Annotated in this window: 25 protein-coding genes and 1 riboswitch; of the genes, 15 read left to right on the forward strand and 10 right to left on the reverse strand. The window is 71.3% G+C overall.

What is annotated here, in order from left to right; translation table 11 throughout:
• Positions 1 to 13 precede the first annotated feature (13 nt).
• Together wrbA and FBZ33_RS23855 are read left to right on the forward strand one after the other, a co-directional pair.
• A complete protein-coding gene (gene wrbA, locus FBZ33_RS23850) occupies positions 14 to 694 on the forward strand; it encodes an NAD(P)H:quinone oxidoreductase (RefSeq protein ID WP_141910744.1) in 681 nt (226 codons plus the stop codon).
• A 27-nt stretch (positions 695 to 721) separates the two neighbouring features.
• Positions 722 to 2149, forward strand: a complete 1428-nt coding sequence (locus FBZ33_RS23855) for an MFS transporter (RefSeq protein ID WP_141910745.1) — start codon at positions 722 to 724, stop codon at positions 2147 to 2149.
• Positions 2150 to 2199: 50 nt separating this feature from the next.
• Here the strand turns inward: FBZ33_RS23855 and ppdK are convergent, their stop codons facing one another.
• Positions 2200 to 4908 carry a pyruvate, phosphate dikinase gene (gene ppdK, locus FBZ33_RS23860; protein WP_141910746.1) on the reverse strand — a complete coding sequence of 903 codons (2709 nt, stop codon included), beginning with the start codon at positions 4906 to 4908 and terminating at the stop codon, positions 2200 to 2202.
• Positions 4909 to 5156: 248 nt separating this feature from the next.
• Here ppdK and FBZ33_RS23865 point away from each other — a divergent pair, with 248 nt between their 5' ends.
• Both FBZ33_RS23865 and FBZ33_RS23870 read left to right on the forward strand, forming a co-directional pair.
• The gene (locus tag FBZ33_RS23865) at positions 5157 to 6953 is read left to right on the forward strand and encodes a family 20 glycosylhydrolase (RefSeq protein ID WP_141910747.1); all 1797 of its coding nucleotides are present in this window, start codon (positions 5157 to 5159) and stop codon (positions 6951 to 6953) included.
• Positions 6954 to 7557: 604 nt separating this feature from the next.
• Entirely contained in the window at positions 7558 to 8217 is a 660-nt protein-coding gene (locus FBZ33_RS23870; RefSeq protein ID WP_141910748.1) for a C39 family peptidase, read from the forward strand.
• A 402-nt stretch (positions 8218 to 8619) separates the two neighbouring features.
• Here the strand turns inward: FBZ33_RS23870 and dusB are convergent, their stop codons facing one another.
• The 4 genes from dusB to FBZ33_RS23890 all read right to left on the reverse strand — a co-directional run bounded on the left by dusB (position 8620) and on the right by FBZ33_RS23890 (position 12196).
• Positions 8620 to 9777, reverse strand: coding sequence for a tRNA dihydrouridine synthase DusB (gene dusB / locus FBZ33_RS23875; RefSeq protein WP_141912914.1), 1158 nt, complete (start codon positions 9775 to 9777; stop codon positions 8620 to 8622).
• Positions 9778 to 9856: 79 nt separating this feature from the next.
• A complete protein-coding gene (locus FBZ33_RS23880) occupies positions 9857 to 11236 on the reverse strand; it encodes a glycine--tRNA ligase (RefSeq protein WP_141910749.1) in 1380 nt (459 codons plus the stop codon).
• A 114-nt stretch (positions 11237 to 11350) separates the two neighbouring features.
• Entirely contained in the window at positions 11351 to 11830 is a 480-nt protein-coding gene (locus FBZ33_RS23885) for a hypothetical protein (protein ID WP_088949664.1), read from the reverse strand.
• 24 nt (positions 11831 to 11854) lie between these two features.
• The gene (locus FBZ33_RS23890; RefSeq protein ID WP_088949665.1) at positions 11855 to 12196 is read right to left on the reverse strand and encodes an antibiotic biosynthesis monooxygenase; all 342 of its coding nucleotides are present in this window, start codon (positions 12194 to 12196) and stop codon (positions 11855 to 11857) included.
• A 29-nt stretch (positions 12197 to 12225) separates the two neighbouring features.
• Between FBZ33_RS23890 and FBZ33_RS23895 the strand changes: the two genes are divergently transcribed.
• The 8 genes from FBZ33_RS23895 to FBZ33_RS32940 all read left to right on the forward strand — a co-directional run bounded on the left by FBZ33_RS23895 (position 12226) and on the right by FBZ33_RS32940 (position 16811).
• Entirely contained in the window at positions 12226 to 12483 is a 258-nt protein-coding gene (locus FBZ33_RS23895; RefSeq protein ID WP_141910750.1) for a hypothetical protein, read from the forward strand.
• 54 nt (positions 12484 to 12537) lie between these two features.
• Positions 12538 to 13482: a metal ABC transporter substrate-binding protein gene (locus FBZ33_RS23900; protein WP_141910751.1), complete on the forward strand. Its 945-nt coding sequence runs from the start codon at positions 12538 to 12540 to the stop codon at positions 13480 to 13482.
• The gene (locus tag FBZ33_RS23905) at positions 13479 to 14240 is read left to right on the forward strand and encodes a metal ABC transporter ATP-binding protein (RefSeq protein WP_141910752.1); all 762 of its coding nucleotides are present in this window, start codon (positions 13479 to 13481) and stop codon (positions 14238 to 14240) included. Before FBZ33_RS23900 ends, FBZ33_RS23905 begins: the two co-directional genes overlap by 4 nt.
• 3 nt (positions 14241 to 14243) lie before the next feature.
• Positions 14244 to 15110: a metal ABC transporter permease gene (locus FBZ33_RS23910; RefSeq protein WP_099856520.1), complete on the forward strand. Its 867-nt coding sequence runs from the start codon at positions 14244 to 14246 to the stop codon at positions 15108 to 15110.
• Between the two features lie 43 nt (positions 15111 to 15153).
• Positions 15154 to 15453 carry a metalloregulator ArsR/SmtB family transcription factor gene (locus FBZ33_RS23915; protein WP_141910753.1) on the forward strand — a complete coding sequence of 100 codons (300 nt, stop codon included), beginning with the start codon at positions 15154 to 15156 and terminating at the stop codon, positions 15451 to 15453.
• Positions 15450 to 15848: a Fur family transcriptional regulator gene (locus FBZ33_RS23920; protein WP_141910754.1), complete on the forward strand. Its 399-nt coding sequence runs from the start codon at positions 15450 to 15452 to the stop codon at positions 15846 to 15848. Before FBZ33_RS23915 ends, FBZ33_RS23920 begins: the two co-directional genes overlap by 4 nt.
• A gap of 177 nt (positions 15849 to 16025) precedes the next feature.
• A complete protein-coding gene (locus tag FBZ33_RS23925; protein ID WP_141910755.1) occupies positions 16026 to 16634 on the forward strand; it encodes a hypothetical protein in 609 nt (202 codons plus the stop codon).
• A 9-nt stretch (positions 16635 to 16643) separates the two neighbouring features.
• The gene (locus tag FBZ33_RS32940; RefSeq protein WP_172862087.1) at positions 16644 to 16811 is read left to right on the forward strand and encodes a hypothetical protein; all 168 of its coding nucleotides are present in this window, start codon (positions 16644 to 16646) and stop codon (positions 16809 to 16811) included.
• A gap of 101 nt (positions 16812 to 16912) precedes the next feature.
• On the opposite strand, the gene FBZ33_RS23930 is transcribed toward FBZ33_RS32940, so the two are convergent.
• The 5 genes from FBZ33_RS23930 to FBZ33_RS23950 all read right to left on the reverse strand — a co-directional run bounded on the left by FBZ33_RS23930 (position 16913) and on the right by FBZ33_RS23950 (position 22115).
• A complete protein-coding gene (locus FBZ33_RS23930) occupies positions 16913 to 18919 on the reverse strand; it encodes an acyl-CoA dehydrogenase family protein (RefSeq protein WP_141910756.1) in 2007 nt (668 codons plus the stop codon).
• A 105-nt stretch (positions 18920 to 19024) separates the two neighbouring features.
• A complete protein-coding gene (locus tag FBZ33_RS23935) occupies positions 19025 to 19528 on the reverse strand; it encodes a DUF6328 family protein (protein ID WP_141910757.1) in 504 nt (167 codons plus the stop codon).
• Between the two features lie 174 nt (positions 19529 to 19702).
• A complete protein-coding gene (locus FBZ33_RS23940) occupies positions 19703 to 20452 on the reverse strand; it encodes a sugar isomerase domain-containing protein (RefSeq protein WP_141910758.1) in 750 nt (249 codons plus the stop codon).
• Complete coding sequence (locus tag FBZ33_RS23945; protein WP_141910759.1) at positions 20449 to 21255, reverse strand: aminoglycoside N(3)-acetyltransferase; 807 nt, start codon at positions 21253 to 21255, stop codon at positions 20449 to 20451. The genes FBZ33_RS23940 and FBZ33_RS23945 overlap by 4 nt, the downstream gene beginning before the upstream one ends.
• Positions 21256 to 21284: 29 nt before the next feature.
• Positions 21285 to 22115, reverse strand: coding sequence for an alpha/beta fold hydrolase (locus FBZ33_RS23950; RefSeq protein ID WP_141910760.1), 831 nt, complete (start codon positions 22113 to 22115; stop codon positions 21285 to 21287).
• Positions 22116 to 22223: 108 nt separating this feature from the next.
• A riboswitch (TPP riboswitch) is annotated at positions 22224 to 22328 on the forward strand.
• 74 nt (positions 22329 to 22402) lie between these two features.
• Here FBZ33_RS23950 and FBZ33_RS23955 point away from each other — a divergent pair.
• The 3 genes from FBZ33_RS23955 (at position 22403) to FBZ33_RS23965 (ending at position 25343) form a co-directional block, all read left to right on the forward strand.
• Positions 22403 to 22996 carry an ECF transporter S component gene (locus tag FBZ33_RS23955; protein ID WP_141910761.1) on the forward strand — a complete coding sequence of 198 codons (594 nt, stop codon included), beginning with the start codon at positions 22403 to 22405 and terminating at the stop codon, positions 22994 to 22996.
• Between the two features lie 113 nt (positions 22997 to 23109).
• The gene (locus FBZ33_RS23960) at positions 23110 to 24546 is read left to right on the forward strand and encodes an ABC transporter ATP-binding protein (RefSeq protein ID WP_141910762.1); all 1437 of its coding nucleotides are present in this window, start codon (positions 23110 to 23112) and stop codon (positions 24544 to 24546) included.
• Entirely contained in the window at positions 24543 to 25343 is an 801-nt protein-coding gene (locus FBZ33_RS23965) for an energy-coupling factor transporter transmembrane protein EcfT (RefSeq protein ID WP_141910763.1), read from the forward strand. Before FBZ33_RS23960 ends, FBZ33_RS23965 begins: the two co-directional genes overlap by 4 nt.
• Positions 25344 to 25429 lie beyond the last annotated feature (86 nt).

Raw genomic sequence — 25429 nt, forward strand, 5'->3', positions numbered from 1 at the left:
CGAGGAGCGCGACATGACCGTGAAGGTCGCTGTCATCTACTACAGCGCGACAGGCAGTGTGCACACACTCGCAGAGGCCGTCGCCGAGGGGGCCGCCTCGGCCGGGGCCGTCGTGCGGCTGCGGCGGGTCGCCGAGCTGGCACCCGACAACGCGATCGACCAGAACCCGCAGTGGCGGCGGCACACCGACGAGACCGCGTCGATTGCCCAGGCATCCCTCGAGGACCTGGCATGGGCCGACGCGTACGCGTTCGGGACGCCGAGTCGATTCGGCGCGCCGGCCGCGCAGCTCAAGCAGTTCATCGACCAGGCCGGCGGGCTGTGGCGGGAGGGGAAACTGGCCAACAAGCCGGTGACCGCCTTCACCTCGGCGTTCAACCGGCACGGTGGCAGCGAGGCAACGATCTTGTCGCTGAGCAACGTCTTCTACCACTGGGGGTCGCTGCTCGTGCCGCCCGGATTCACCGATCCGGTCGTGTCCGCCGCAGGCGGAAACCCCTACGGCACGTCGCATGTGGCCAGCCCGAACGGAGACGGCCCCGATGCCGCCGCGCTGGACGCGGCCAGGTACCAGGGACTTCGGCTAGCCAAGATCACACTTCAGCTGCTGGGCGACCGCGTCGTCACCGATGCCGTCGTGGGTGACGGAAACAGCCACGGAGCTCTCGCCGGAGCAGCCTCCCGGACCGCGTGAGCGGCGGGTAAGCAGGGAGAGGAAGTCATGACAAGCACCAGCACCGCAACTCAGCGGGCCAGGCTGCAGGCCGGATCCTCCTGGATGGTCCTGGCGCTGGCATGTGCCTGCCAGTTCATGGTGATCCTGGACGTCTCCATCGTCAACGTCGCGCTGCCCTCGGTCCAGCGCGATCTCGGCTTCACCGCCACCGGCCTGGCCTGGGTGGTGAATGGGTACGTGCTTACTTTCGCCGGCTTCATGCTGCTGGGTGGCCGGGCCGTCGACCTGTTCGGCCTGCACCGGATGCTGGTCGCCGGGCTGTTCCTGTTCTCCGCCTCAAGTGTGGTCGGTGGCCTGGCAACCGCTCCGGAGATCCTGGTGGGGGCCCGCGTCGCGCAGGGCGTGGGCGCCGCCATGCTGGCCCCGGCCACGTTGGCCGTGATCAACACCTACTTCACCGAGCCGCAGGCGCGGGCCCGGGCGTTCGGGGCGTGGTCCGCCTCGGGCGGAGTGGGCGGGATGGCCGGCGCGCTCGCCGGCGGTGCCATCACCACGGGCCTGTCGTGGCGGTGGGTCTTCCTCATCAACGTACCGATCGGCGCCGTGCTGATCGTGCTCGCCATGATGTCGCTGGTCCGCACGCGAGCCAGCCGGCGAGAACCGCTCGACCTCGGTGGCGCGGTCACGGGCACGGCGGGGCTGGCCGCGTTGATCTACGGGGTCATGCAAAGCGCCGGCCACGGTTGGATGTCCGTGCGGGTTCTCGGGCCAGCCGTGGCGGGCCTGCTCCTGCTCGTCGTCTTCGCCGTGGTGGAGGCGCGTGTCGCCACCCAGCCGATGGTGCCCCTGCGGCTGTTCAGGATCCGGACCGTGGCCGTCAGCAACGCCATGTTGCTTCTGTTCGGCGGAATCGCCATCGCAATGTGGTATTTCACGTCGCTGTTCATGCAGAACGCACTCGGTTACAGCGCTCTTGAAGCCGGGCTCGGGCAGACACCCGCGGCGGTGGCGTTCGTGGTGATCGCGCGACTGTCCGTCAACCTGCTGCCCCGAACCGGTGCACGCCCTCTGGTGCTGGCCGGCAGCGTCTGCTTCGTGGCCGGCTTCGGCTGGCTCGCCCAGGCCCACACGGACAGCGACTACGTCACAAGCGTGCTCGGACCCACGCTGCTCATCGCCGTCGGCATCGGCCTGACCTTCCCCACCCTGATGGCTGCGGCCACCGCCGACGCACCCGAAGGCGACGCGGGCATCATCGGCGGCCTGGCCAACACCGCCAGCCAGATAGGTGGCTCGGTAGCCCTGGCGGTACTCGCCACAGCCGCCAGCGCCAGGGTCGGAACAGACGCCGACTACGCAGGCACCCCTGCCGCCTTCGCCGCCGGCTACGACCTGGTCTTCCTCATGGCAGCCGGGATCGGCCTGGCTATCGCGACAGTCAGCCTGCTGCTACCACAGCATCGCCGCGGCTGACCACGGCGGCGCGGCGGCGGACCGGGTCACCGGTCCGCCGCCGGCCCACGTCAGCGGCTGTCCGACCCGCCGGTCTCCACCACGGCCCGGCCGGCCTCCAGCCGGGCCACCGGCACCCGGAACGGCGAGCAGGACACGTAGTCCAGGCCGACCTCGTGGAAGAAGTGCACCGAGTCGGGGTCGCCGCCGTGCTCGCCACAGACGCCGAGCTTCAGCCCCGGACGGGCGGCCCGGCCCTCCTCGGCGGCGATCCGCACCAGCCGGCCGACCCCGTCACGGTCGATCGACTCGAACGGCGAGATGCCGAAGATGCCCAGCTCCAGGTATCGCCAGAAGAACGCGCCCTCGACGTCGTCGCGGGAGAAGCCCCAGCCCATCTGGGTCAGGTCGTTGGTGCCGAAGGAGAAGAACTCGGCCGCCTCGGCGATCTGCCCGGCGGTCAGCGCCGCCCGGGGCACCTCGATCATGGTGCCGATCAGCACCTCGACCCCGCTGTCCCCGACCACCTCCGCGATGATCTTCTCGGCCTCGGCGCGAACGGTCTCCAGCTCCTGCACGGCCCCGACCAGCGGCACCATGATCTCCGGCTTGGCCACCCCGCCACCACGGGCGCAGGCGACGGCAGCCTCGGCGATGGCCCGGACCTGCATCGCGAACAGGCCGGGGATGACCAGGCCGAGGCGGACGCCCCGCAGCCCGAGCATCGGGTTCTCCTCGTGCATGCGCCGGACGGCGGCGAGCAGCGCCTCCTCCTTGGCCACGTCCTCGCCCCGTTCCTGGGCGACCGCGACGTTGACCGCGAGCTGCTCCAACGGAGGCAGGAACTCGTGCAGCGGCGGGTCGATCAGCCGGACGGTGACCGGCAGGCCGTCCATCTCGCGGAAGATCTCCTCGAAGTCGGCCCGCTGCAACGGCAGCAGCGCCTCCAACGCCGCTTCCCGCTCGCCCGGGGCGCGGGCCAGGATCAGCCGCTCGACCAGCTCCCGCCGGTCGCCGAGGAACATGTGCTCGGTGCGGCAAAGCCCGATGCCCTCGGCGCCGAAGCGCCGGGCCCGGGCGGCGTCCGCGCCGGTGTCGGCGTTCGTGCGGACCGCGAGCCGCCGCTTGCCGTCGGCGTGGGTCATGATCCGGTGTACGGCCCGGACCAACGCGTTGTCGATGTGCTCCGGGTCGAGGCTGCCCTCGAAGTACTGCACCACCTCCGACGGCATGACCGGCACCTCGCCCAGGTAGACCTTGCCGGTGGTGCCGTCGATGGACACGACGTCGCCCTCGTTGACGGTCTGCCCGGCCACGGTGAAGCGTTTCGCCGGGACGTTCACCTCGATCTCGTCGGCGCCCGAGACGCAGGTCTTGCCCATGCCACGGGCCACCACCGCCGCGTGGCTGGTCTTGCCCCCCCGCGAGGTGAGGATGCCCTGGGCGGCGATCATGCCGTTCAGGTCGTCCGGGTTGGTCTCCCGGCGGACCAGGATCACCGACTTGCCCTCGGCGGCCATCTCGACGGCCCGCGCGGAGGTGAAGACCACAGTGCCGGACGCCGCGCCGGGCGAGGCGCCGATGCCCTTGGCGACCGGCTGGAACTCGTGGTCGAGCTGGAAACGGGGGAACATCAGCTGAGCCAGCTGCGCCCCGTTGACCCGGTGCAGTGCCTCGTCCAGGTCGATCAGACCCTCGTCGACGAGTTGCCCCGCGATGACGAACGCGGCGGCGGCCGTGCGCTTGCCGACCCGCGTCTGGAGCATCCAGAGCTTGCCGCGTTCGATGGTGAACTCGATGTCGCAGAGGTCCTTGTAGTGCTCCTCCAACCGAGCCATGATGCCGAGCAGCTGGTCGTAGGAGGTCTTGTCGAGCTGTTCCAGCTCCTGCAGGGGCACGGTGTTGCGGATGCCGGCGACGACGTCCTCGCCCTGCGCGTTGGCCAGGTAGTCGCCGTAGATGCCCTGCGCGCCACTGGCCGGGTCACGGGTGAACGCGACACCGGTGCCGGAATCCGGGCCGAGGTTGCCGAACACCATGGTCACCACGTTGACCGCGGTGCCGAGGTCGGTCGGGATCCGCTCCTGGCGACGGTAGAGGATCGCGCGCTCGGCGTTCCACGACTCGAAGACCGCCCGGATGGCCAGGTCGAGCTGTTCGCGCGGCTGCTGCGGGAACTCCCGACCGGTGTGCTTCAAAAAGATCTTCTTGTACGCGTCGACCAACCCACGGAGGTCGTCGGCGTCCAGGTCCAGGTCGTTGTGGGTGCCCTTGGCGCTCTTGGCCTCGTCCAGCGCGTGCTCGAACTCCTCGCCCGGCACCTCGCAGACGGTCTTGCCGAACATCTGGATGAGGCGGCGGTAGGAGTCCCAGGCGAACCTGTCGTTGCCGCCGGCCTGCGCGGAGAGCCCGACCACGCTCTGGTCGTTGAGGCCGACGTTGAGGACGGTCTCCATCATGCCCGGCATGGAGAACTTGGCGCCGGAGCGGACGGAGACCAGCAGCGGATCCTGCGGGTCGCCGAGACGCTTGCCCATCGCGCGCTCCAACGATTCCAGGTGCGCCTCGATCTGACCGGCGAGCCCGTCCGGCTGCTGGCCCGTCGCGAGGTACGCCTTGCAGGCCTCGGTGGTGATGGTGAAGCCGGGCGGAACGGGCAGGCCGAGGTTGGTCATCTCGGCGAGGTTGGCCCCCTTGCCGCCGAGCAGGTCCTTGAGATCCTTGTTTCCTTCAGAGAAGTCGTAGACGTACTTGTGATCGACGGTCTCTTGCGCTGCCACCAGAGCCTCCACAACACACGCGCCGGATTGACACTTAACGAAGGTTCAGTTTTCTTCTACCCCGCAGCGGACCACCGGTAATCCCCGGGTCGACGCCGATCGGTGGGCGAAGGTTAAGCGAACATCGAGCGACCTGGGACCGTTCGGTGACAATTGGCACAGCCATCACGACTATCCGTGTTCGTACCGGTTTTTGGGAACGCTTCCATGCGCACCATCACGCATCCCGGCCGCGCGCCGTACGCTGGATGGCACGCCAGCCGGTGAACGTCGCTTTTGCCATAACCGACGCGAATACACCCCCCGGAGTCGCCGCCGTGCCGACCACCCCCTCCCCCAGCCCCACCGCCGTCCCCACGCCGCTGTCGGCGGAGGAGCCGGACGCGGCCACTCTGGCCCGCGCGGCCGAGCAGAGCGCGGTCACGGTGCTCACCGCGGCGACCACGCACCGGCTCGCCGACGTCGTGCCCGCCCCGCAGCAGGTCCAGCCGGACCCGACCGGGGACTGGGTGCTGCGGGCCGAAGCCGTCATCGTGGTCAGCGCCGACCCGGCCGCGCTGGCCGTCGCCGAGCACCTCGCCGAGCTGCTGCGCCCGGCCACCGGCTACCAGCTCCCGGTCACCGACACCGCCGCCCACTCGCTGCCGGTCGCCGACGCCGCCGGGCCAGGGCCGGTCGGCGGCATAGCGCTGGTGCTGGACGAAGCCGCCGACCTCGGCGCGGAGGGCTACCGGCTCGACGTCGCCCCCGACGGGGTACGCCTCACCGCCGTCACCGCCTCCGGCCTCTTTTACGGCGTGCAGACCCTGCGCCAACTGTTGCCGTCGGCGATCGAGAGCCCAACCCCGGTCACCGAGCACTGGGCGCTGCCCGGCGGGACGATCACCGACGCACCCCGCTTCCCGTACCGGGGCGCGATGCTCGACGTCGCGCGGCACTTCTTCGCCGTCGAGGACGTGCTGCGGGTGATCGGCCACCTCGCCCGCTACAAGCTCAACCACCTGCACCTGCACCTCACCGACGACCAGGGTTGGCGGATCGCCGTCGACTCCTGGCCGAGGCTGACCACCGTCGGTGGGGCGACCGAGGTCGGCGGCGGCCCCGGCGGGCACTACACGAAGACCGACTACGCGCGGATCGTCGCCTACGCGGCCGCCCGGCACATCACCGTCGTCCCGGAGATCGACCTCCCCGGCCACACCAACGCGGCGCTGGTCGCGTACCCGGAGCTGGCACCGGACAAGATCGCGCCACCTCCGTACACCGGCACCGAGGTCGGTTTCAGCTACGTCGACCCGGCCGACGAGCGGACGTACGACTTCATCGCCGACGTGCTGGGCGAGGTGGCCGCGCTCACCCCCGGGCCGTGGCTGCACATCGGTGGCGACGAGGCGTTCAAGGTCACCGGCGAGGTCTACACCGGTTTCGTCGAGCGGGTCCAGCGCATCGTGGCCGACCTCGGTAAGACCGTCGTGGGTTGGCACCAGCTCGCACCGGCCGCGCACCTCGACGGCCGGATCCTGCAGTGGTGGGGCACCACCGGCGCCGACCCCACCACCGCCGAGGCCGTACGTCAGGGCGCCCGGCTGATCCTCTCCCCCGGCAACCACGCCTACCTGGACATGAAGTACGCCCCGGACACCCCGATCGGGCACGACTGGGCCGGCCTGATCGACGTACGAAAGGCGTACGACTGGGACCCGGGCACGCACGTCGCAGGTGTACCGGGCGAGGCCGTCCTCGGTGTGGAGGCCCCGCTCTGGACCGAATCGGTCACCTCACTGGCCGACATCGAGTTCCTGCTCCTGCCCCGACTCCCCGCCATCGCCGAGTTGGGCTGGTCCACCCGGGCGACCCACGACTGGGCCGACTTCCGTGACCGGCTGGCCGGTCAGGGCACGCGCTGGGCGACCGCCGGCATCGCCTTCCACCACGCGCCCGAAATCCCCTGGGCAACCACCGCCACCATCCCCACCCAACGCGACACGCCCCAGACCGACACTCCCCAGACCGACACTCCCCAGACGGACACCGCCGCCCACTGACACGGCCCGCTGACGCTGCCTGCTGACGCTGCCCGCAGTCGCGACGAGCCCCGGTCGCACACTCACGATCCGCACAAACCGCGCAGACCGCCATGATCCACTCGGCTTCCTTGATGTCGGGGTATCCCGGCCGCCCGGATACCCCGACATCACCAAACCCGAGTGGATCATGCGAGGTGAGCGCGACCGGTCGGGCAGGCTGTCCGTTTTGTCGGATGCCGTCCCGTGGTCGGCGCCACCCCGGCGGCGGAATCGTGGGCCGGGCGGGGTCGTTATACCTGGCATGCCACCGCGACTTCGGGTCGTGGGGCGCGGCAGCCGCCGGGAACACCCGACCGGCCGCCCCGGTTACATCCCCCGGAGCACGCAGGCCGCGAGCCCGGCGGAATGACTCGCCGGCCCGGCCGGTTACACACCCCGCACCCCCCGAGCACCACAGCCGGGAGCCCGGTGGAATGACCCGCCCCCGCACCGTTACACCCTTCCCGACGCCGGCCCCTGTGGCCGCCGGGCAAGAACCTCCAAAACTTTCCCCCCTTGCACGTGCGGCACGCCCACCCCCCGGGCGTGCCGTGCACCCCCAATCGCAGAGGAGCACGCCATCATGCGTACCGATCTGATTCGTAAGACCGCTCTGACCGCTGCTGGCCTGGCCTTCACCGGTGGCGCGATCGTTGGACCGATCACCGCCGCGTACGCCGCGACCGATGCGAAGCCGGCGTCGCAGACGCAGTCTGATCGCAAGCCTGCTGGTGAGCGTCAGCTGGGCGTGCGCTACGAGGCCCAGCCGAACTTCTACTACTGCGGGCCCGCCGCCGCCCGTAACGCCCTGAGCGTGCAGGGCAAGAACATCAGCGTCGACGCGATGGCCAAGGAGATGGGCACCACCGAGGCCGGCACCAACTCCATCAACGACATCACCCCCGTGCTGAACAAGGAAACCGGCAAGAACGACGCCTACCGGTCCGTGGAGATCAGCAGCCCGGACGCCGACGCCAAGCAGACCGACAAGCTGCGCGCCGACATCGTCCGCACCGTTGACGACGGCCGGGCCGTGGTCGCCAACATCGCCGGCACCACCACTGACACCGACGGTGGTATCCACTCCTTCGAGGGCGGGCACTACATCAGCGTCGTCGGCTACCGCGACAACGGCACCATCGTCAAGATCGCCGACTCCGCCAACCCGAACACCGCCTCCTACGAGGTCACCGTCGAGCACCTCGCCGACTGGATCGCCACCCGCGGCTACGCCACCAGCTGACCACGACTGACACACCACGAAGGGCCGGACCCCACCACGGGGCCCGGCCCTTCGGCATGACCGGGTCACTGTCCACGCGCCCTCGTCGGGCGCCGACGGGATCGAGGGGTCATCCGAGCCGACCAGAGCGCCCGCCACGGCAGGCCGCCCACCGGGCCAAGCCGTCCCGACCACAGCAGGCACCCGAATGACTGCGTCACGGGTCCTTGGAGCTGATGTCGTAGACGAATCAGGGGCATGGCCGACCGAGGCGAGCTGGTGATTCGTTCACGACATCAGCTCGATAGGGCGCGAACTCATCTGCCCAGCCTCTGCGAGCGGATCGTCGAGGAAAGGCCGAGCGCCACGAGACCGAGGAGGGATGGCCGCCGGGCGTCTCCGCCCAACCGGCCGGAGGCTCGGTCAGCCGCCGGAGTCGTCCATCTCGGCGCCCTCGGGGACGGTGTCGTCGTCCCGGCTGGCCAGCCACCCGTCGGGCAGGGAGACCTTGCCCGGCGAGTTGGTGCGCCCGCGTGGCTGCCCCAGAGCGGTCACCGGGAACGGCTCGCTCGGGTCGAGCTTGCCGAGCAGGTCGTCGAGCTGGGCCAGGCTTTCGATCATCGCCAGTGAGCGGCGCAGCTCGCCACCGACCGGGAAGCCCTTGAGATACCAGGCGACGTGCTTGCGGAAGTCGGTGCAGCCGTCCCGTTCGCCCCGGGCCGGGTTGCGGGCACCGGCCACGAACTGGTCCACCAGCAGCTCGGCGTGCCGGCGCATGGTCAGCGCCACCTCGCCGAGGCCGGGCAGTCGCCGCTCCGGCCGGCCGTTGAAGGCGGCCTCCAGGTCGGCGAAGAGCCACGGCCGACCCAGGCAGCCGCGCCCGACGACCACGCCGTCCACGCCGGTGTGCGCGACCATCCGCAGCGCGTCGTCGGCCTCCCAGATGTCACCGTTGCCGAGCACCGGCACGTCGAGGGCCTGCTTCAGGGTGGCGATCGCGTCCCAGTCGGCGGTGCCCGAGTAGCGCTGCGCGGCCGTCCGCCCGTGCAGGGCCACCGCGGCCACGCCGGCTTCCTGGGCGGCGAGCCCCGCTTCGACGTACGTCAGGTGGTCGTCGTCGATGCCCTTGCGCATCTTGACAGTGACCGGCACGCCGGCCGGTGACGCGGCGTCCACCGCAGCCCGCACCAGGCGGGCGAAGAGCCGGCGTCGCCACGGCAACGCCGCGCCGCCGCCACGCCGGGTGACCTTGGGGACCGGGCAGCCGAAGTTGAGGTCGATGTGATCGGCCAGGTCGCGCTCGACGACGATCCGGACGGCGGCGGCGGTGATCTCCGGGTCGGTGCCGTAGAGCTGGAGGCTGCGCGGCTTCTCGTCGTCGCCGAACGTGATCATGCGCAGCGTCTTCGGGTTGCGCTCGACCAGAGCCCGAGTGGTGATCATCTCGCAGACGTAGATGCCGCCGCCCTGCTCACGGCAGAGCCGGCGGAACCCGACGTTGGTGATCCCGGCCATCGGCGCGAGCACCACCGGCGGCCACACCTGGTACGGCCCGAGAGTCAACGGGCGCAGCGCGGGCATGGTCGAGACAGTCACCGGACAAGTGTACGGGGCCCCGACCGGCGCTTATCGCGTCGGCCGAGGCCCCGTGCGCACAGCCTCAGCAGCCGGGCAGACGCTCGATCAGGTAACGCTCGACCTGGTCCAGGGAGACTCGCTCCTGAGCCATCGTGTCCCGGTTGCGCACCGTCACGGCGTTGTCGTCCAGCGTGTCGAAGTCGACGGTCACGCAGAACGGGGTGCCGATCTCGTCCTGCCGGCGATAGCGGCGGCCGATCGCCTGCGAGTCGTCAAACTCGACCACCCAGCGCTTGCGCAGCAGCGTCGCGAGATCCTTGGCCTTCGGCGACAGCGCCTCGTTGCGGGACAACGGCAGCACCGCCACCTTGACCGGGGCGAGTCGCGGGTCGAACCGCATCACGGTGCGCTTGTCCACGCCGCCCTTGGTGTTGGGCGCCTCGTCCTCGTCGTACGCCTCCAGCAGGAAGGCCAGCACCGCACGGGTCAGACCGGCGGCCGGCTCGATGACGTACGGCATCCAGCGCTCACTCTTGGTCTGGTCGAAGTACGAAAGGTCGACGCCCGAGTGCTTGCTGTGCGTGGAGAGGTCGAAGTCGGTACGGTTGGCGACCCCCTCCAGCTCGGCGAACTCGGTGCCGCCGAACTGGAAGCGGTACTCGATGTCCACCGTCCGCTTCGAGTAGTGCGAGAGCTTCTCGGCGGGGTGCTCGAAGAGGCGCAGATTGTCCGCCGAGAGGCCGAGGTCGAGGTACCAGTTCCAGCGCTCCTGGAGCCAGTACTCGTGCCACTGTTCGTCGGTGCCCGGCTCGACGAAGAACTCCATCTCCATCTGCTCGAACTCGCGGGTCCGGAAGATGAAGTTGCCCGGGGTGATCTCGTTGCGGAACGACTTGCCGGTCTGCGCGATGCCGAAGGGCGGCTTCTTGCGGGCGACCGTCTCGACGTTCTTGTAGTTGACGAAGATGCCCTGCGCGGTTTCCGGGCGCAGGTAGTGCAGCCCCTCGTCGCTCTCCACCGGGCCCAGGTAGGTCTTCATCAGGCCGTTGAACATCTTCGGCTCGGTGAAGGTGCCCTTGTTGCCGCAGTTGGGGCAGTTCAGCTCGGTGAGCGAGGTGAGCGGCTTGCCGTGCTTCTCCGCGTACGCCTCTTCCAGGTGGTCCGCCCGGAAGCGCTTGTGGCAGAACTGGCACTCGGTGAGCGGGTCGACGAACTCGGCGATGTGACCGGACGCCTCCCACACCTTGCGGGACAGGATCACCGCGGAGTCCAGGCCCACGACGTCGTCGCGCTGCTGGACCATGGTCTTCCACCACTGCCGGCGGACGTTCTCCTTGAGCTCCACGCCGAGCGGACCGTAGTCCCACGCCGATCGGGTGCCTCCGTAGATCTCGCTGGAGGGGAAGACGAAGCCTCGTCGCTTGGCGAGGCTGACGACGGCGTCGATACGGTCGGCTGGCATGTTTCCTCCTACGCCGGCTGGCGGTCGGCGGGGGCGAGATGTGGATGGAACGGTCAGTTCAGGACAACGGTACGACCACCGTCGCCCTGAGCCCAGCAGAATACCGGGGGCGGGTCAGCTCACCCCGCAGACCTCCACGCCGCCGGTCTCCCCGTCCTGCCCGAGCCTGACCTGCTGCTGCTCCCGGTCACCACCGGCGAGTGTCACGTCGACCGGCACGGTCAGGCTGGTGGTGTCCACCTCACCCACGCGGAACGCCGAGACCTGAGGTTCGGCGGAGGCTCGCCGCTCGAACTCGGGCCGGGACTCACGCCGCTGCGCGTCGTCGCAGAGCTGCTCGTACGCCCGCCCGTAGTCCCGCTCGACCAGCGCCTGGTAGTAGTCACCGGTCACGGTGCGGGCCTGCTCCCGGATCGCCTGCACGCCGCTGACGGCCAGGCCGACGACGGCGGTGCCGCCCCCGCCACAGCAGAGCACCACGGCGAGCGCGCCGACGCCGAGGCCGATCCAGAGCCGAGTCCGGCGACCCTCGGTGGGCGGCGCGGCGAACGGCGGAGCCACCCCGGGACCGGGTGGCGGGGCGGGTGCGGTCATAGGAGCAGCGTAGTGTCCGGCGGCTCAGCGGTAAGGACCCGCAGCCCGATCACTCTCGGCGACGACCACCGCTCCCCCGGGCGCCGCGGTCGCCAGCGCCTCGTACGCGGAGGGTTCGTCGACCGACTCGGCGAGCAGCGGCACGGCGCTGACCTTGACTTCGAAGGCCCCCAGGGCCCGCCGGTACGTGCCGACCGACTCCCATTCGGTAACCAGCGACCAGTGCCGGGGGTCGTCGAGCGCCCGGACCAGTTGACCGCGCAGGTAGCCGCGGCAGGCGGCCAGGGCGGTGAGGGCGGCGTGCGCCCGTTCGGTGAAGTCGTCGGCGACATCGACGTCGACCACGAACCGGTTGGTCACCAGCAACGGTGGTCCCTCCTCGTAGAGTCTGTGGGATGCAGCGTACGCAGCGCCCCCTGCTCGCCCGGTTGGCCGGGGCGAACCCGACGTCGGTGTTCCTGCTCACCCTGGTGGTGGTGCTGGTGGCGTTCTTCACGCCCGGGGTGATCGGCGGGCTGCTGACACTCGCGCTCGCCGCGGGCCTGATCGCCCTGTTGGTGACGACCTGGGCGGTTCAGGCGCCGCAGACCCGCCTGATTCGACTGGTGATGCTGACCCTGCTGGTGACGGTGGGCCTCGCCAAGCTGCTCTGACATGCAATCATGCGTTTTTGACAATCATTATCGTTGCCACGGACAGTTGACGACATGACCAACCGCACCACGTACCGTGTCCTGGCCGCCGCGACCGCTCTCCTCGCCCTGGGTGCCGGGGCCGGCTGCTCCAGCGGCGACGCCGCCGGCGCCGACCCCCAACGGGTCGACGTGGTGGCCGCGTTCTACCCCCTCCAGTTCCTGGCCGAGCGGATCGGCGGCGACGCGGTCCGGGTGACCAACCTGGCCAAGCCGGGTGCCGAGCCACACGACCTGGAGCTCAACCCGAGCCAGGTCGGCCAGGTCAGCGACGCGGAGCTGATCGTCTACCTCAAGGGTTTCCAGCCGGCGGTGGACGACGCCGTCGCGCAGAACGGTGGCGACCGGGCGTTCGACGTGACCAGCGTGCAGCCACTGCTGGACGCGACCGCCGGCGGGCACGACCACGAGGGCGAGGAGGGGCACACCGAGGAGAGCGGCGGCAAGGACCCGCACGTCTGGCTCGACCCGACCCGGCTGGCCGGCATCGGCGACCAGCTCGCGCAGCGGCTCGGCAAGGCCGACGCGGCCCACGCCGCCGACTACACCGCCCGCGCCGCGGCGCTGCGCGCCGACCTGACGACCCTGGACGGGGAGTTCAAGCAGGGCCTGGCGACCTGCCAGCGGCGCGAGATCGTCACCAGCCACGCCGCGTTCGGCTACCTCGCCGACCGCTACCAGCTCGACCAGGTCGGCATCACCGGGCTGAGCCCGGACGTCGAGCCCTCCCCGCAGCGGCTCGCGCACGTGATCGAGGAGGCGAAGGAGCACCAGGCCACCACGATCTTCTTCGAGACGCTGGTCAGCCCGAAGGTCGCCGAGACCATCGCCGGTCAGGTCGGCGCGAAGACCGCGGTGCTGGACCCGATCGAAGGGCTCGCCGCCGGCAGCAACGGGGACTACCTTTCGGTGATGCGTACCAACCTGCAGACCCTGCAGACGGCCTTGAGCTGCTCGTGACCTCACCTGTCATCACCGTCGAGCACGGGGTGGTCGGCTACGACGGCCGCCCGGTGCTCCGGAACATCTCGCTCACCGTGACCGCCGGAGAGGTGGTCGCGGTGCTCGGCGCGAACGGCTCCGGCAAGTCCACCCTGATCCGCGCCGTGCTCGGGCTGGTGCCACTCAGCGCCGGCTCGGTCGCCCTCTTCGACCGGCCGTTGCGCCGGTTCCGGCAGTGGGCGCGCATCGGGTACGTCCCGCAGCGCCTGGGCGCCGGTGGTGGCGTGCCAGCCACCGTCCGCGAGGTGGTGGCCTCCGGCCGGCTGGCCCGCCGGGGGGTGCTCCGCCCGCCGGGTCGAGCCGACCGGGTCGCCGTGGACGCCGCACTGCTCGCGGTCGGGCTCGCCGACAGGGCGGGCGACCCGGTGTCCACGCTCTCCGGCGGCCAGCAGCAGCGCACCCTGATCGCCCGCGCCCTGGCCGGTGAACCGGAGCTGCTGGTCCTCGACGAGCCCACCGCCGGGGTGGACGCGGCCAGCCAGGAGGCATTCGCCGGCGCGCTGCGCGACTTCGTCGGCAACGGTGGGACGGTGCTGCTGGTCGCCCACGAGCTGGGCCCGCTGCGACCGGTGATCAGCCGGGCGGTCGTCGTCCACGAGGGTGGCATCGTCCACGACGGCGCGGTGCCGGACCCAGCGGGCCATCACGCGGAGCCTGACCACGACCACGTGCACCCGCACTGTTACGACGAGCCCGCCGGGCTGTGGAGCAACTGACGCATGGAACTCTTCCAGTACCCCTACATGCAGCGTGCCCTGATCGGCGCGCTGGTGATCGGCCTGGCCGCGCCGGCGCTCGGCATCTACCTGGTGCAGCGCCGGCTGGCGTTGATCGGCGACGGTGTCGGGCACGTGGCGCTGACCGGCGTCGGGGCAGGCCTGCTGCTCAACCGCTCACCGGTGCTGGTCGCGGTGATCGCCGCCACCATCGGCGCGATCGCCATCGAGGTGGTCCGCGCCCGAGGGCGTACGTCCGGTGACCTGGCCCTGGCCCTGCTCTTCTACGGCGGCATCGCGGGCGGCGTCCTGCTGGTCGGCCTCTCGGACGCGACCAGCGCGAACCTCAACGCCTACCTGTTCGGGTCGCTGACCACCATCTCGCCCGACGACCTGGTCACCATCGCGGTGCTCGGCGCGGCGATCCTGGTCACCATGATCGCGTTGCGCCCGGCGCTCTTCGCGGTCAGCCACGACGAGGAGTACGCCCGGGTCTCCGGCCTGCCGGTGCGCACGCTGAACCTGCTGATCGCGGTCGCCACCGCGGTCACCGTGACCATCGCGATGCGGGCTGTCGGGGTGCTCCTGATCAGCGCGCTGATGGTGGTGCCGGTCGCCACCGCCCAGCAGGTGACCCGGGGCTTCCGCAGCACGATGGTCGCCGCGATGGCGCTCGGGTTCTTCGCCGCCGGTTCCGGTGTCTGGGTGGCGGCTACGGCGGACACCGCGCCGGGCGCCTCGGTGGTGCTGGTGGCGATCGCCTCGTTCCTGGTCGTGGCCGTGGCCGGCGGCGTCTGGCGGACGTTGCGCCGCCGGGCGACACCGACCGACGCTCCGACGCCGGAGCCGCACGAGGTCGTGCTGAGCTGATCCTGATCAGCGAAGCGTCGGTGGTAATGGGTACCGTTGCGGAATGACCAGCGTGACGGGCTACGACGGGTTCGACGGGGCCAGCGAGTTGCTCCGCGCTCTGTCCGCGCCGATCCGGCTGGCCATCGTCAGCGAGCTGGCCGGCGGTGAGCGGTGCGTGCACGAGCTGGTGGAGAAGCTCGGTGCCGCACAACCGTTGGTCTCCCAGCACCTGCGGGTGCTGCGGGGCGCGGGAGTGGTGCGAGGCTCCCGCCGCGGTCGGGAGATCGCCTACAGCCTGGTCGACGAGCACGTCGCGCACATCGTGGCAGACGCGGTCAGCCACGCCGGGGAGGGATCATGAGCGAGAGCACCGCCGCGGTGCGCAACACCCGGCAGCGCTCGGCGGTGAGCGCGCTGCTGGGCGAGATGGAGGGCTTCCACAGCGCCCAGGACCTGCACGCCATGCTGCGGCAGCGCGGCGAGCGGGTCGGCCTCACCACCGTCTACCGCACCCTGCAGGGGCTCGCCGACGCCGGCGAGATCGACGTGATGCGCCCACCCGGCGGCGAGCACCTCTACCGCCGGTGCAGCGAGGGGCACCACCACCACCTGGTCTGCCGGGCCTGCGGGCGCACCGTCGAGGTGGCCGGCCCGGCGGTGGAGAGCTGGGCCGACCGGGTCGCCGCCCAGCACGGGTACGCCGACATCAGCCACACCCTGGAAATCTTCGGCACCTGCCCGACCTGCGTCCGCTGACTCAACACCGCGGCCTGGTCGCCGCGTCTTGAGGCAGCAATATCCCCGATGTTGCTGGCTCATTCGACAGCGAGGAAGCAATATCGCCGATGTTGCTGCCTGCCCTGGCCGCCCGGGCCGTCCCGCCGGCTGATCTGACGGGTGCCGCGCCGGGCCGTTCGTGACACGCTGTCCGGCGTGAAAATCTATGCCGATCGGTTTCCGACCGCCGCCCGTCAGTTGCTCACCGACCTGCTCGTCTTCGCCTGGGTGTACGTGGCGATCCGCGGCGCGCTGTGGCTGCACGACCTGGTGCAGAAGCTCGCCGTACCGGGGCAGAAGCTGGAGGGCGCGGGCAGCGGCCTCGCCGACAACCTCGCCGACGCGGGCGGCAAGGTCCGCCGGGTCCCGCTGGTCGGTGACGAGCTGACCGCACCCTTCCAGCGGGCCGCCGACGCGGCCCGGGGGCTCGCCGACGCCGGCCGCGACCAGCAGCACCTGGTCGACCAGCTCGCCCTCGCCCTCGCCATCGCGGTCCTGATCTTCCCGCTCGGCATCGTGCTGTTCGGCTGGCTGCCGCTGCGGGTGCGCTGGATGCGCCGGGCCGGGTCAGCGGCGAAGCTGGCCGTCGGACCGGCCGGCCGGGACCTGCTCGCCCTGCGCGCGCTGGCCACCCAGCCGCTGGGCAAGCTGACCCGGATCGCGCCGGACGTCGCCGAGGCGTGGCGACGTGGCGACGACGCCACCGTCGACGCCCTGGCCGCGTTGGAGCTGCGCCAACTCGGCCTACGCGGCAGGAGCCGCTAAGGTCTTCGGGTGTTCTACTTCCTCCTCGTCATCGCCGTCCTGCTGCTCGGCTACGCCGCCGTCCTGGTCTCCTTCGTGCGACGGGGCAAGAAGATCCCACCCGCGGCGTACCTGGCGCTGGCCGGGCTCAACGGCCTGATCCTGGCCGGGGTGCTGGCCTGGGCGGTCGCCCGCTGACCGCAGCCGACGACCAGCCCGGCCACCAGACACACTGCCGACGACCAGCCCGGCCACCAACAGGCGGGGCCGACTACCAGCCGGCCAACGGCCGGCGGGGCTTACGGCTTCGGTGGGATGCGGCGGCGGACGTCCTCAGCGGTGGACGGGCCGGGTGACCAGGCGGCCACCCACGGCAGCTCGTCGGACGGGGTGAGCACACCCTCCTCCAGACCCGCGTAGCGGCCGGCGAGGATCCGCTTCGCCGCTGCGGTGTCGACCGAGTCGGTGTTGTCCCACAGTGCGGCGAACAGGGCGTCCACCCGCACCCGCGCCTGCCGGCAGAACAGGTCGGCCAGCTCCACGTTTTCCGGTCGGCTGTCCCGTTCGGCGACGGCCCGGACACAGACCGCGGACATCGCGAACAACTCGGCGCCGATGTCCACCACACGGCCCAGGAACGCCTGCTTACGCTCCATCTTTCCCTGCCAGCGGGACATCGCGTAGAACGTCGAGCGGGCCAGCTTGCGTGACGAGCGCTCGACCTGGCGCAGGTGCGCGGCGAGCGGCCCGAACTCGGCGTACGCCGAGGGCCTCTGCCCCCGACCCACGGCGAGGGTGGGCAGCCACTTCGCGTAGAAGGCACCGGCTCGTGCGCCGGCCCGTGCCTTGCGGCCCAGCCCCGCGTCCGGGTCGATGATGTCGCCGGCCACCGACAGGTGGGCGTCGACCGCCTCCCGGGCGATCAGCAGATGCATGATCTCGGTGGAGCCCTCGAAGATCCGGTTGATCCGCAGGTCGCGCAGCATCTGTTCGACGGCGGCCGGGCGTTCGCCACGGGCGGCCAGCGAGTCGGCCGTTTCGTAGCCGCGCCCGCCCCGGATCTGGATCAGCTCGTCGGCGATCTTCCAGGCCATCTCGCTGGCGTACAGCTTGACCAGCGCCGCCTCGATCCGGATGTCGTTGCGGTCGTCGTCGGCGAGCAGGCAGCAAAGGTCGAGCATGGTCTCCATGCCGTACGTGGTGGCGGCGATGAAGGACAACTTCTGCGCGACCGCCTCGTGCTCGCCCACCGGCCGGCCCCACTGCACCCGGTCGGCCGCCCAGCCCCGGGCCACGTTCAGCGCCCACTTGCCGGCGCCCACGCACATCGCCGGCAGCGAGAGCCGGCCGGTGTTCAGCGTGGTCAGGGCGATCTTCAGACCCTTGCCCTCGCCGCCGATGACGTTCTCGGCGGGTACGAACACGTCGTGGAACCGGGTGAGGCTGTTTTCCAGGCCGCGCAATCCGATGAAATCGTTGCGCCGCTCGACGGTGATGCCCTCGCTGTCGCCCTCCACCACGAACGCAGTGATCCCGCCCCGACGCCCCTCGGTGGCGGGCACCCGGGCCATCACCACCAGCAGGGTGGCCACGATGCCGTTGGTGGCCCAGAGCTTCACCCCGTTGAGCCGATAGCCGGTGCCGTCCTCGGTCGGCTCGGCGATGGTGCCCAGGCGGGCGGGGTCGGAGCCGACATCGGGCTCGGTGAGCAGGAACGCGGACACCTCACCGGCGGCGAGGCGGGGCAGGAAGAGCTGCTTCTGCTCGGCGGTGCCGAACATCTTGAGCGGCTGTGGCACCCCGATCGACTGGTGCGCCGAGAGCAGCGCGCCGATGGCCGGGCTGACCGAACCGGCCAGCATCAGCGCCCGGCAGTAGTGCAGGTTGCTCAGCCCGAGCCCGCCGTACTTCCGGTCGATCTTCATGCCGAACGCGCCGAGGTCGGCCAGACCGTGGAACACCGAGTCCGGAATGGACGCGTCGCGTTCGATGGCGGCGCCATCGACCTCGGTCGTCAGGAAGGCGCGCAACCGACCGAGGAACTCCTCGGCGCGCGCCACGTCGTCCGGGTCGGACCGGGGCCACGGGTCGATCAGGTCGAGCCGGAACCGACCGAGGAACAACTCCTTGCCGAAGCTGGGTCGGTCCCAGGTGGACTCACGGGCGGCCTCGGCGACCTGCCGGGCCTCCTTCTCGGAGACCTGCCCGGCCTCCCTGGGCAACGGGGCCGCGGCACCGGCGGTGCTGGGCGCGGCTTCGGAGTCGGGGCCGTCCGGTGCCGGTCGGCCGTCCTGCGTCGTGGTCACGGCTGCCCCCTCGAAGCTCGGCGCGGCTGCGTCGACGTGCGCGACTACCCGCCACGCTACCCCCGGTTGTTACCCAGGGGTAGCGCTGCGTGAAGATCTGCGCGATCAGCGACCGGCGATCGTGTCCGGGTCGTCGTCATCGTCGTCGATGTCGTCCTCGCCCCAGCTGCGCCGCGCGAACGGCAGGGCCACCCAGAAGGTGAGGAACCAGATTCCGGTCAGGGCGCTGAGCACGAAGGCGATCGGCCGGTCCAGCACAAAGTCGGTGATCAGCAGCACCGCGCTGACCATCGCGACCAGCATGAAGGCGAGACCGCCGGTGGCCATCCGGTGCGCGAAGCGCACCAGCTCCGGCTTGCGTCCCTGCCGGAACAGCGCCCGGTGGAACGCCACCGGCGAGATGATCAGCGCGGTGGCGGCGGCCGCCGCGAGCAACGCCACGATGTAGACGTCCCGCTGGAACTCCGTGGTCTCGGTGAACCCGTTGCTGAACGGCAGGGTGAGCAGGAAGGCGAAGAGGATCTGCACGCCGGTCTGTGCGACCCGCAACTCCTGGAGCAGGTCGGCGAAATTGCGCTGCCAACGCTGCTTGTCGGTCTCCTTGGACACGCGCTACCTCCGGTGAGACGCTACTGCCGGCGGTCCCGGCCGCCGGCAGCAACGCCAATGCCCCACCCGCCCGAGCGCGAAACAGGTTCACGACATCTTCCGTTCACCTCGGGGACGCAGGTCGGTCACCAGCACCAGCCGATGCCGGGCGACCGTGAGCACCGGCCGGCGGCGTCAGGACCCGCGACGGATGCGACCCGCGTACCGGGCCTCCAACGCCGTGTTGTGCGCGTCGCCGTCCGGGATGTTCGCCGACAGGTAGACCGGTGGGCGCTCCCCCGCTGCCAGCAACCGCGCCACCACCTCCACGGTGATCTGCTGGGCGAGCAGCGCAGCGGTGATCGAGGAGACCGCGCCGACCGCACCGCCACCGGGAAGCGGCAGCGTCGCGTCGCCGTACGGGGCGCCGTTGTCGAGCACCACGTCGGCGAGGTCGCCCAGCTTGCGCCCGGACGGGTGCCGGGAGGTCATCCGACCGGAGTGCTGCGCCGAGGTGATCGCGACCAGCCCGTGGCCACGTTCCTTGACCAGCGTGGCGAACTCCACCATCGCGCCGTTGACCCCGGAGTTCGAGGCGAGCACGAAGACGTCGGTGGGCCGCACCGGCGCCAGCTCGTAGAGGCGGTGTGCGACCGACGGGTCCCGTTCCAGCATCGGGCCCAGCCGATCGGCCGGTTCGCCGCCGAGCAGCACAAGGTCGCGGAGCGCGATCCGGTTGGTCGGCACCAGACCGCCCGCCCGGCCGGCGATCTCCATGGCGAGGGCCTCCGAGTGCCCGGTGCCGAACGCGTGCACCACGCCGTCGGCGCGTACGGCGTCGGCGATCAGATCCGCGGCCCGCCCCACCGCCTCCCGCTGGCTTTCGGCCACCCGGCCGATCCTCTCGGTCACCACTGCCAGGTAGTCCTCGGCACTCACCGTCATGCGTCCTCCGTCGTCCGATTGCGGGCCAACCAGTGCACCGCGAAGTCGACCGCCGCCCGCTGGCGCATCAACCTGCCGGTCCCGGCACCCACCGGGCCGGTGCGAACCTCTCCGGTGGCCTCCAGGGCCGCGCCCAACGCGTCGAAGTCACCCGCGTCGAGCCGTACGTCCTGCCACCACACCCATTCCCGGCCACCGTCGGCGGTGCGCACCGCAGCGCCGACCCGCTCCCGGGGCGAGCCGGGGCTGCGGTATTCGGCCAGGTGCAGCGAGGTGCTCGCGGAGTGGCCGACACCGAGCAGCAACACGTCGGCGTCCAGGTCGTAGAGCCGGCCCAGCGGGGACTGCTCGCCGAGCATGTCGGCCAGGGCGTGCCCGGTCACCACCTGCTCGGCGGCCGGCCCGAGCGCGGCGAACGACACCTGGGGATGTGAGCTGCGCAGAGCGCCGGGCCAGCCGCGGACCGTCTCGGCGAGCGCCCCCATGAACCGGCTCGGGGTGATCGCCGGGTCGAAGCCGGGCATCTCCGAGCGGATCAGCGGCCACCAGTCAGCCGGCACCGGCGGGTTGCGCCACTGGGCGGGATCGCTGTTCTCCGGTGTGTGGGTGGGCACGACGATCGTGCCGTCCGGACCGAGCGCGTCACGCAGGGCCAGCACCACCGCGTGCGGACCACCGCTGATGAATCCCAGCGGACGGAGGCCGGCGTGCACCAGCAGCGTCGCGCCGGGGCGTACGCCCAGCAGGCGTAGTTGCGCGGCGATCGAGCGGCGGCTGCCCGGCCCGCTGCCGTCCGTCGTCATGATGGCCCTCCCCCGCTGACCCGCACGACTCAGGCCGTCGCGCTGACTCGGGCCAGGATCGCCTCGGCGAGCGGGCCCGGGGCCGCGTCCGGGATCCAGTGGCTCACACCGGCCAGTTGCACGAAGCGGTAGTCCCCGGTGACGTTCGCCGCACACGCCTCGGCGGCGGTCCGACCGATGGCGACGTCCCGGTCACTCCAGACGTACGTGGTGGGCACCGCGACCGGGCCGACCGCTGCCAGGTCGGAGCGGGACATCGCCCGGTACCAGTTCAGTGCGGCGGTGAGGGCTCCCGGCTCGCGCATCGGGTCGGCGTAGCGGTCCACCCGGGGCCTGTCGCCCACCCCGCCGAGCAGTTTGCGCAGCGCGGTGGCGTGCCACGCCAGCAGCACCTTCTCCGCCTTGTCCGGCTTACGGAACAGCGCAATGTACGACGAGCGGGCCTTCTGCTGGCTGTCGTTGGCCAGGGCGTGCGCCATGGCCGCCGGATGTGGCACGGACACCGCCGTCAGTGTGCGGACCCGCTCGGGGTGCCCGGCGGCGACCGCCCAGGCCACGATCGCGCCCCAGTCGTGGCCGACCAGGTGGACGGCGTCCAACCCGAGGGCGTCGAGCACCGCCACCACATCGGCGACCAACTCGGGGATCCGGTAGTCCGGCACCGCCGTGGGCCGGGCACCCGGCGAGTAACCGCGCTGGTCCAGCGCGTACGTGCGCAGCCCGGCCGCGTGCAGCGCCGGGACGACCTCGTCCCACTCGCCGCTGTGCTGTGGGAACCCGTGCAACAGCAGGACGGGTACGCCCTCCGGCGGACCACCGGCGGTTACCTCGAACGTGAAGCCTCGCGCGTCAACCCGCATGATCGGAAGCGTACCCAGCCGACGACGGGGCAGTTGCCCGCCGCAGGTCAGGCGGATGCCCTCCTGGGCCAGCGACCCACGTCGGTGTTAGCGTCAGCGAGACAACTTCACATCCGACAGGGGAGCGCACAGCGCTGAGAGTGCGGGCATGCCCGCAGACCCTCGAACCTGATCTGGGTAATGCCAGCGCAGGGAGTTCGGTCGACCTCCAGCCGCGCCGCAGTCCGGTGCCACCGGACGCGGCGTGCGTCTTCTCCTGGTTCGCACTCACGAACTGGGAGCAACACATGAGTTCCAACACCGACACACACCGTTGGCGGACCATCGACATCGTGGTCGCCTCGGTGATCGCTGTCGCCTTCGGCGTCATCTTCTGGGCCTGGGGCCTGGTCTGGAGCGCCACCGAGGGCGCGTTCGCCTTCTTCCCGCCGGCGCAGGCGCTGCTGTACGGCGTCTGGTTGATGCCGGCCGTGATCGGCGGTCTGGTCATCCGCAAGCCCGGTGCCGCGCTCTACTGCGAGACGGTGGCCGCGGTCCTCTCCGCGCTGCTGGGCAGCCAGTGGGCCGGCACGGTGATCCCGCAGGGCATCGTGCAGGGCATCGGCGCGGAGCTGGCGTTCGCCGCCTTCCGGTACCGATCGTTCCGGCTGCCCACCGCGGTGGTGGCCGGCGCGCTGACCGGCCTCAGCGCCGCGCTGTTCGACTTCTTCATCTGGAACGTCGACTACGCGCTGGCCGACTACCGCATCCCGTACGCGCTGATCACCATCGTCAGCGCCACGGTGATCGCTGGCGCCGGCGGCTGGCTGCTGACCAAGGCCCTGGCCAACACCGGTGTCCTGGACCGTTTCCCGGTAGGCCGGGACCGCGCCCTGATCTGACCCCACCCACTCGCGTCGATCATGAGGTTGACGGGCGGATGGATCTTCAGAACCACCGTCAACCTCATGATCGACCGTGCAGGGTGGAGCCGGGGCTTGGGAGGGGGTGTTTGGTGGGCGGGGTACTGCTGCGGGGGTTCGGTTGGCGGCACGCCGGACGGCGCGCGTGGGCTCTGCGCGGGGTCGACCTGCGGGTTGAGGTCGGGGAGCGGGTGCTGCTGCTCGGGCCCTCGGGGGCCGGCAAGAGCACCCTGCTCAGCGCGCTCGCCGGGCTGCTACCCGAGGACTCCGGCGAGCAGGAGGGCACCGTCGAGATCGACGGGCTCGACCCCCGCAAGGGCCGGGAACGGGTCGGCATCGTCTTCCAGGACCCGGAAACCCAACTGGTGATGGCCCGCTGCGGCGACGACGTCGCGTTCGGGCTGGAGAACCGGGGAGTGCCCGCCGACGAGATCTGGCCCCGGGTGGACGAGGCGCTGCACCGGGTCGGCTTCCCGTACTCCCGGGACCGCAACACGGCCGCACTGTCCGGCGGCGAGCAGCAACGCCTGGCCCTGGCCGGCGCGCTGGCCCTGCGCCCCGGCCTGCTGCTGCTCGACGAGCCGACCGCCAACCTCGACCCGGCCGGGGCCGAGCTGATCCGGCAGGCGGTTGCCGGGGCGCTGGACGCCGACACCACGCTGATCCTGGTCGAGCACCGGGTCGCCGAGGCGCTGCCACTGGTCGACCGGGTGGTCGTCCTGGACCCGGGCGGCGGGGTCCGTGCGGACGGCACGCCCGAGGCGGTCTTCGCCGCCCACGGCCCCGCCCTGGCCGCCGAGGGAGTCTGGGTGCCGGGTCACCCCATCGCACCCCGGCGGGCCACCGCCGCTCCGGGCGAGCTGTTGCTCACCGCCGACCGGCTCGGCCTGCCACCCCGGCTGGCCTCCACCGATCTGGCGGTACGCGCCGGAGAGGCACTCGCCGTACGCGGACCCAACGGCGCCGGCAAGTCCACCCTGGCGTTGCTGCTCGGCGGGCTACTCCGGCCAGGCACCGGCCGGGTCACCGCGTCCGCCGAGTTGGCCGGCGCGGACCATCGCACTCCCCCGCACCGCTGGCGCGCACCCGCGCTGACCCGGCGGATCGGGTCGGTCTTCCAGGACCCGGAGCACCAGTTCGTCACGAGCACCGTCTTCGACGAGCTGGCGCTCGGCCCGCGCCGCACCGGTCAACCCGAGGCAGCCGTGCGGGAGACCGTGGCGGGGCTGCTGGAGCGACTACGACTGGATCGGCTCGCCGCCGCCAACCCGTACACCCTCTCCGGGGGCGAGGCGCGGCGGCTGAGCGTGGCGACGGCCCTGGCCACCGCGCCCCGTCTGTTGATCTGCGACGAACCGACCTTCGGTCAGGACCGGCGGACCTGGCGGGAGCTGGTCGACCTCTTCGCCGAGCTGCGCGACGCCGGGCACGGCGTTGTCGCGGTCACCCACGACGCGGATTTCGTCGCCGCTCTCGCCGACCGCACCGTCATCCTGCACCGGGCCGTGACCGGCGGCGGTGCCCGATGATCAGCATCGAACCGGTCGCCGCGCCCGGTGCGCCGTTGGCCCGCCGCAACCCGGTGGCGAAGGTCGCCGCGGCGCTGGTCTTCTCGTTCACCCTGCTGGCCACCCTGGACCCGGTGGCCCCGGCGATCGCCATCGCGCTCGAACTCGCCGTACTCCCGCTGTTCGGCATCCGCTACCGGGTGCTGGCCCGACGGGCCTGGCCGCTGCTCCTCAGCGCCACCGGCATCCTGGTCACCCTGGTGCTCTTCGCCGCCGACAGGTCCGGTCGGGTCCTGCTGGACGCCGGGCCGGTGTTCGTGAGCACCGGCGTGCTGCTCACCGCGCTCGGCCTGGTGCTGCGAGTCTTCGCGGTGGCACTGCCGGGCGTGATCGTCTTCGCGACCACCGACCCCACCGACCTGGCCGACGCGCTGATCCAGAACGCGAAGGCGCCGGCCCGGTTCGCCATCGGGGCGCTCGCCGCGTTCCGGCTGGTGCCGCTGCTCGGTCAGGAGTGGCAGATGATCAGCATGGCCCGGCGGGCGCGGGGCGTCGACGCGGGACGCAACCCGGTGGCGAAGCTACGACTGTTCGCCTCCACCGCGTTCGCGCTGCTGGTCGGGGCGATCCGCCGGGGCACCCGGCTGGCCGTGGCGATGGACGCGCGTGGCTTCGACGCCGGCACTCCCCGGACCGTGGCCCGCCGGCAGCGCTTCACCCGGGCCGACTGGCTGCTCGTCGCCGGCGCGGCCACCCTGGCCGCCGGCGCACTGACCACGAGCATCCTCCTCGGCAGCTTCCGCCCCCTGATCGGCTGACCTGACCCCTTCTATCCACGCAGGGGCACCGCCCGGAGTCTCTGAGCGTCGCCGCGCCGGCATGATCCGCACAACATCAGGGATGG

This window comes from Micromonospora sp. A202 (assembly GCF_006715105.1).
Classification (GTDB): Bacteria; Actinomycetota; Actinomycetes; order Mycobacteriales; family Micromonosporaceae; genus Micromonospora; species Micromonospora zamorensis.

Coding starts and splice junctions, on each gene's coding strand:
- FBZ33_RS23955 (WP_141910761.1), top strand. CDS start 22,403: ATGAGTTCCAACACCGACACACACCGTTGGCGGACCATCGACATCGTG.
- FBZ33_RS23920 (WP_141910754.1), top strand. CDS start 15,450: ATGAGCGAGAGCACCGCCGCGGTGCGCAACACCCGGCAGCGCTCGGCG.
- wrbA (WP_141910744.1), top strand. CDS start 14: ATGACCGTGAAGGTCGCTGTCATCTACTACAGCGCGACAGGCAGTGTG.
- FBZ33_RS23915 (WP_141910753.1), top strand. CDS start 15,154: ATGACCAGCGTGACGGGCTACGACGGGTTCGACGGGGCCAGCGAGTTG.
- FBZ33_RS23870 (WP_141910748.1), top strand. CDS start 7,558: ATGCGTACCGATCTGATTCGTAAGACCGCTCTGACCGCTGCTGGCCTG.
- FBZ33_RS23900 (WP_141910751.1), top strand. CDS start 12,538: ATGACCAACCGCACCACGTACCGTGTCCTGGCCGCCGCGACCGCTCTC.
- FBZ33_RS23895 (WP_141910750.1), top strand. CDS start 12,226: ATGCAGCGTACGCAGCGCCCCCTGCTCGCCCGGTTGGCCGGGGCGAAC.
- FBZ33_RS23880 (WP_141910749.1), bottom strand. CDS start 11,236: ATGCCAGCCGACCGTATCGACGCCGTCGTCAGCCTCGCCAAGCGACGA.
- FBZ33_RS23950 (WP_141910760.1), bottom strand. CDS start 22,115: ATGCGGGTTGACGCGCGAGGCTTCACGTTCGAGGTAACCGCCGGTGGT.
- FBZ33_RS23945 (WP_141910759.1), bottom strand. CDS start 21,255: ATGACGACGGACGGCAGCGGGCCGGGCAGCCGCCGCTCGATCGCCGCG.
- FBZ33_RS23865 (WP_141910747.1), top strand. CDS start 5,157: ATGGCACGCCAGCCGGTGAACGTCGCTTTTGCCATAACCGACGCGAAT.
- FBZ33_RS23965 (WP_141910763.1), top strand. CDS start 24,543: ATGATCAGCATCGAACCGGTCGCCGCGCCCGGTGCGCCGTTGGCCCGC.
- FBZ33_RS23885 (WP_088949664.1), bottom strand. CDS start 11,830: ATGACCGCACCCGCCCCGCCACCCGGTCCCGGGGTGGCTCCGCCGTTC.
- FBZ33_RS23940 (WP_141910758.1), bottom strand. CDS start 20,452: ATGACGGTGAGTGCCGAGGACTACCTGGCAGTGGTGACCGAGAGGATC.
- FBZ33_RS23855 (WP_141910745.1), top strand. CDS start 722: ATGACAAGCACCAGCACCGCAACTCAGCGGGCCAGGCTGCAGGCCGGA.
- FBZ33_RS23910 (WP_099856520.1), top strand. CDS start 14,244: ATGGAACTCTTCCAGTACCCCTACATGCAGCGTGCCCTGATCGGCGCG.
- dusB (WP_141912914.1), bottom strand. CDS start 9,777: ATGCCCGCGCTGCGCCCGTTGACTCTCGGGCCGTACCAGGTGTGGCCG.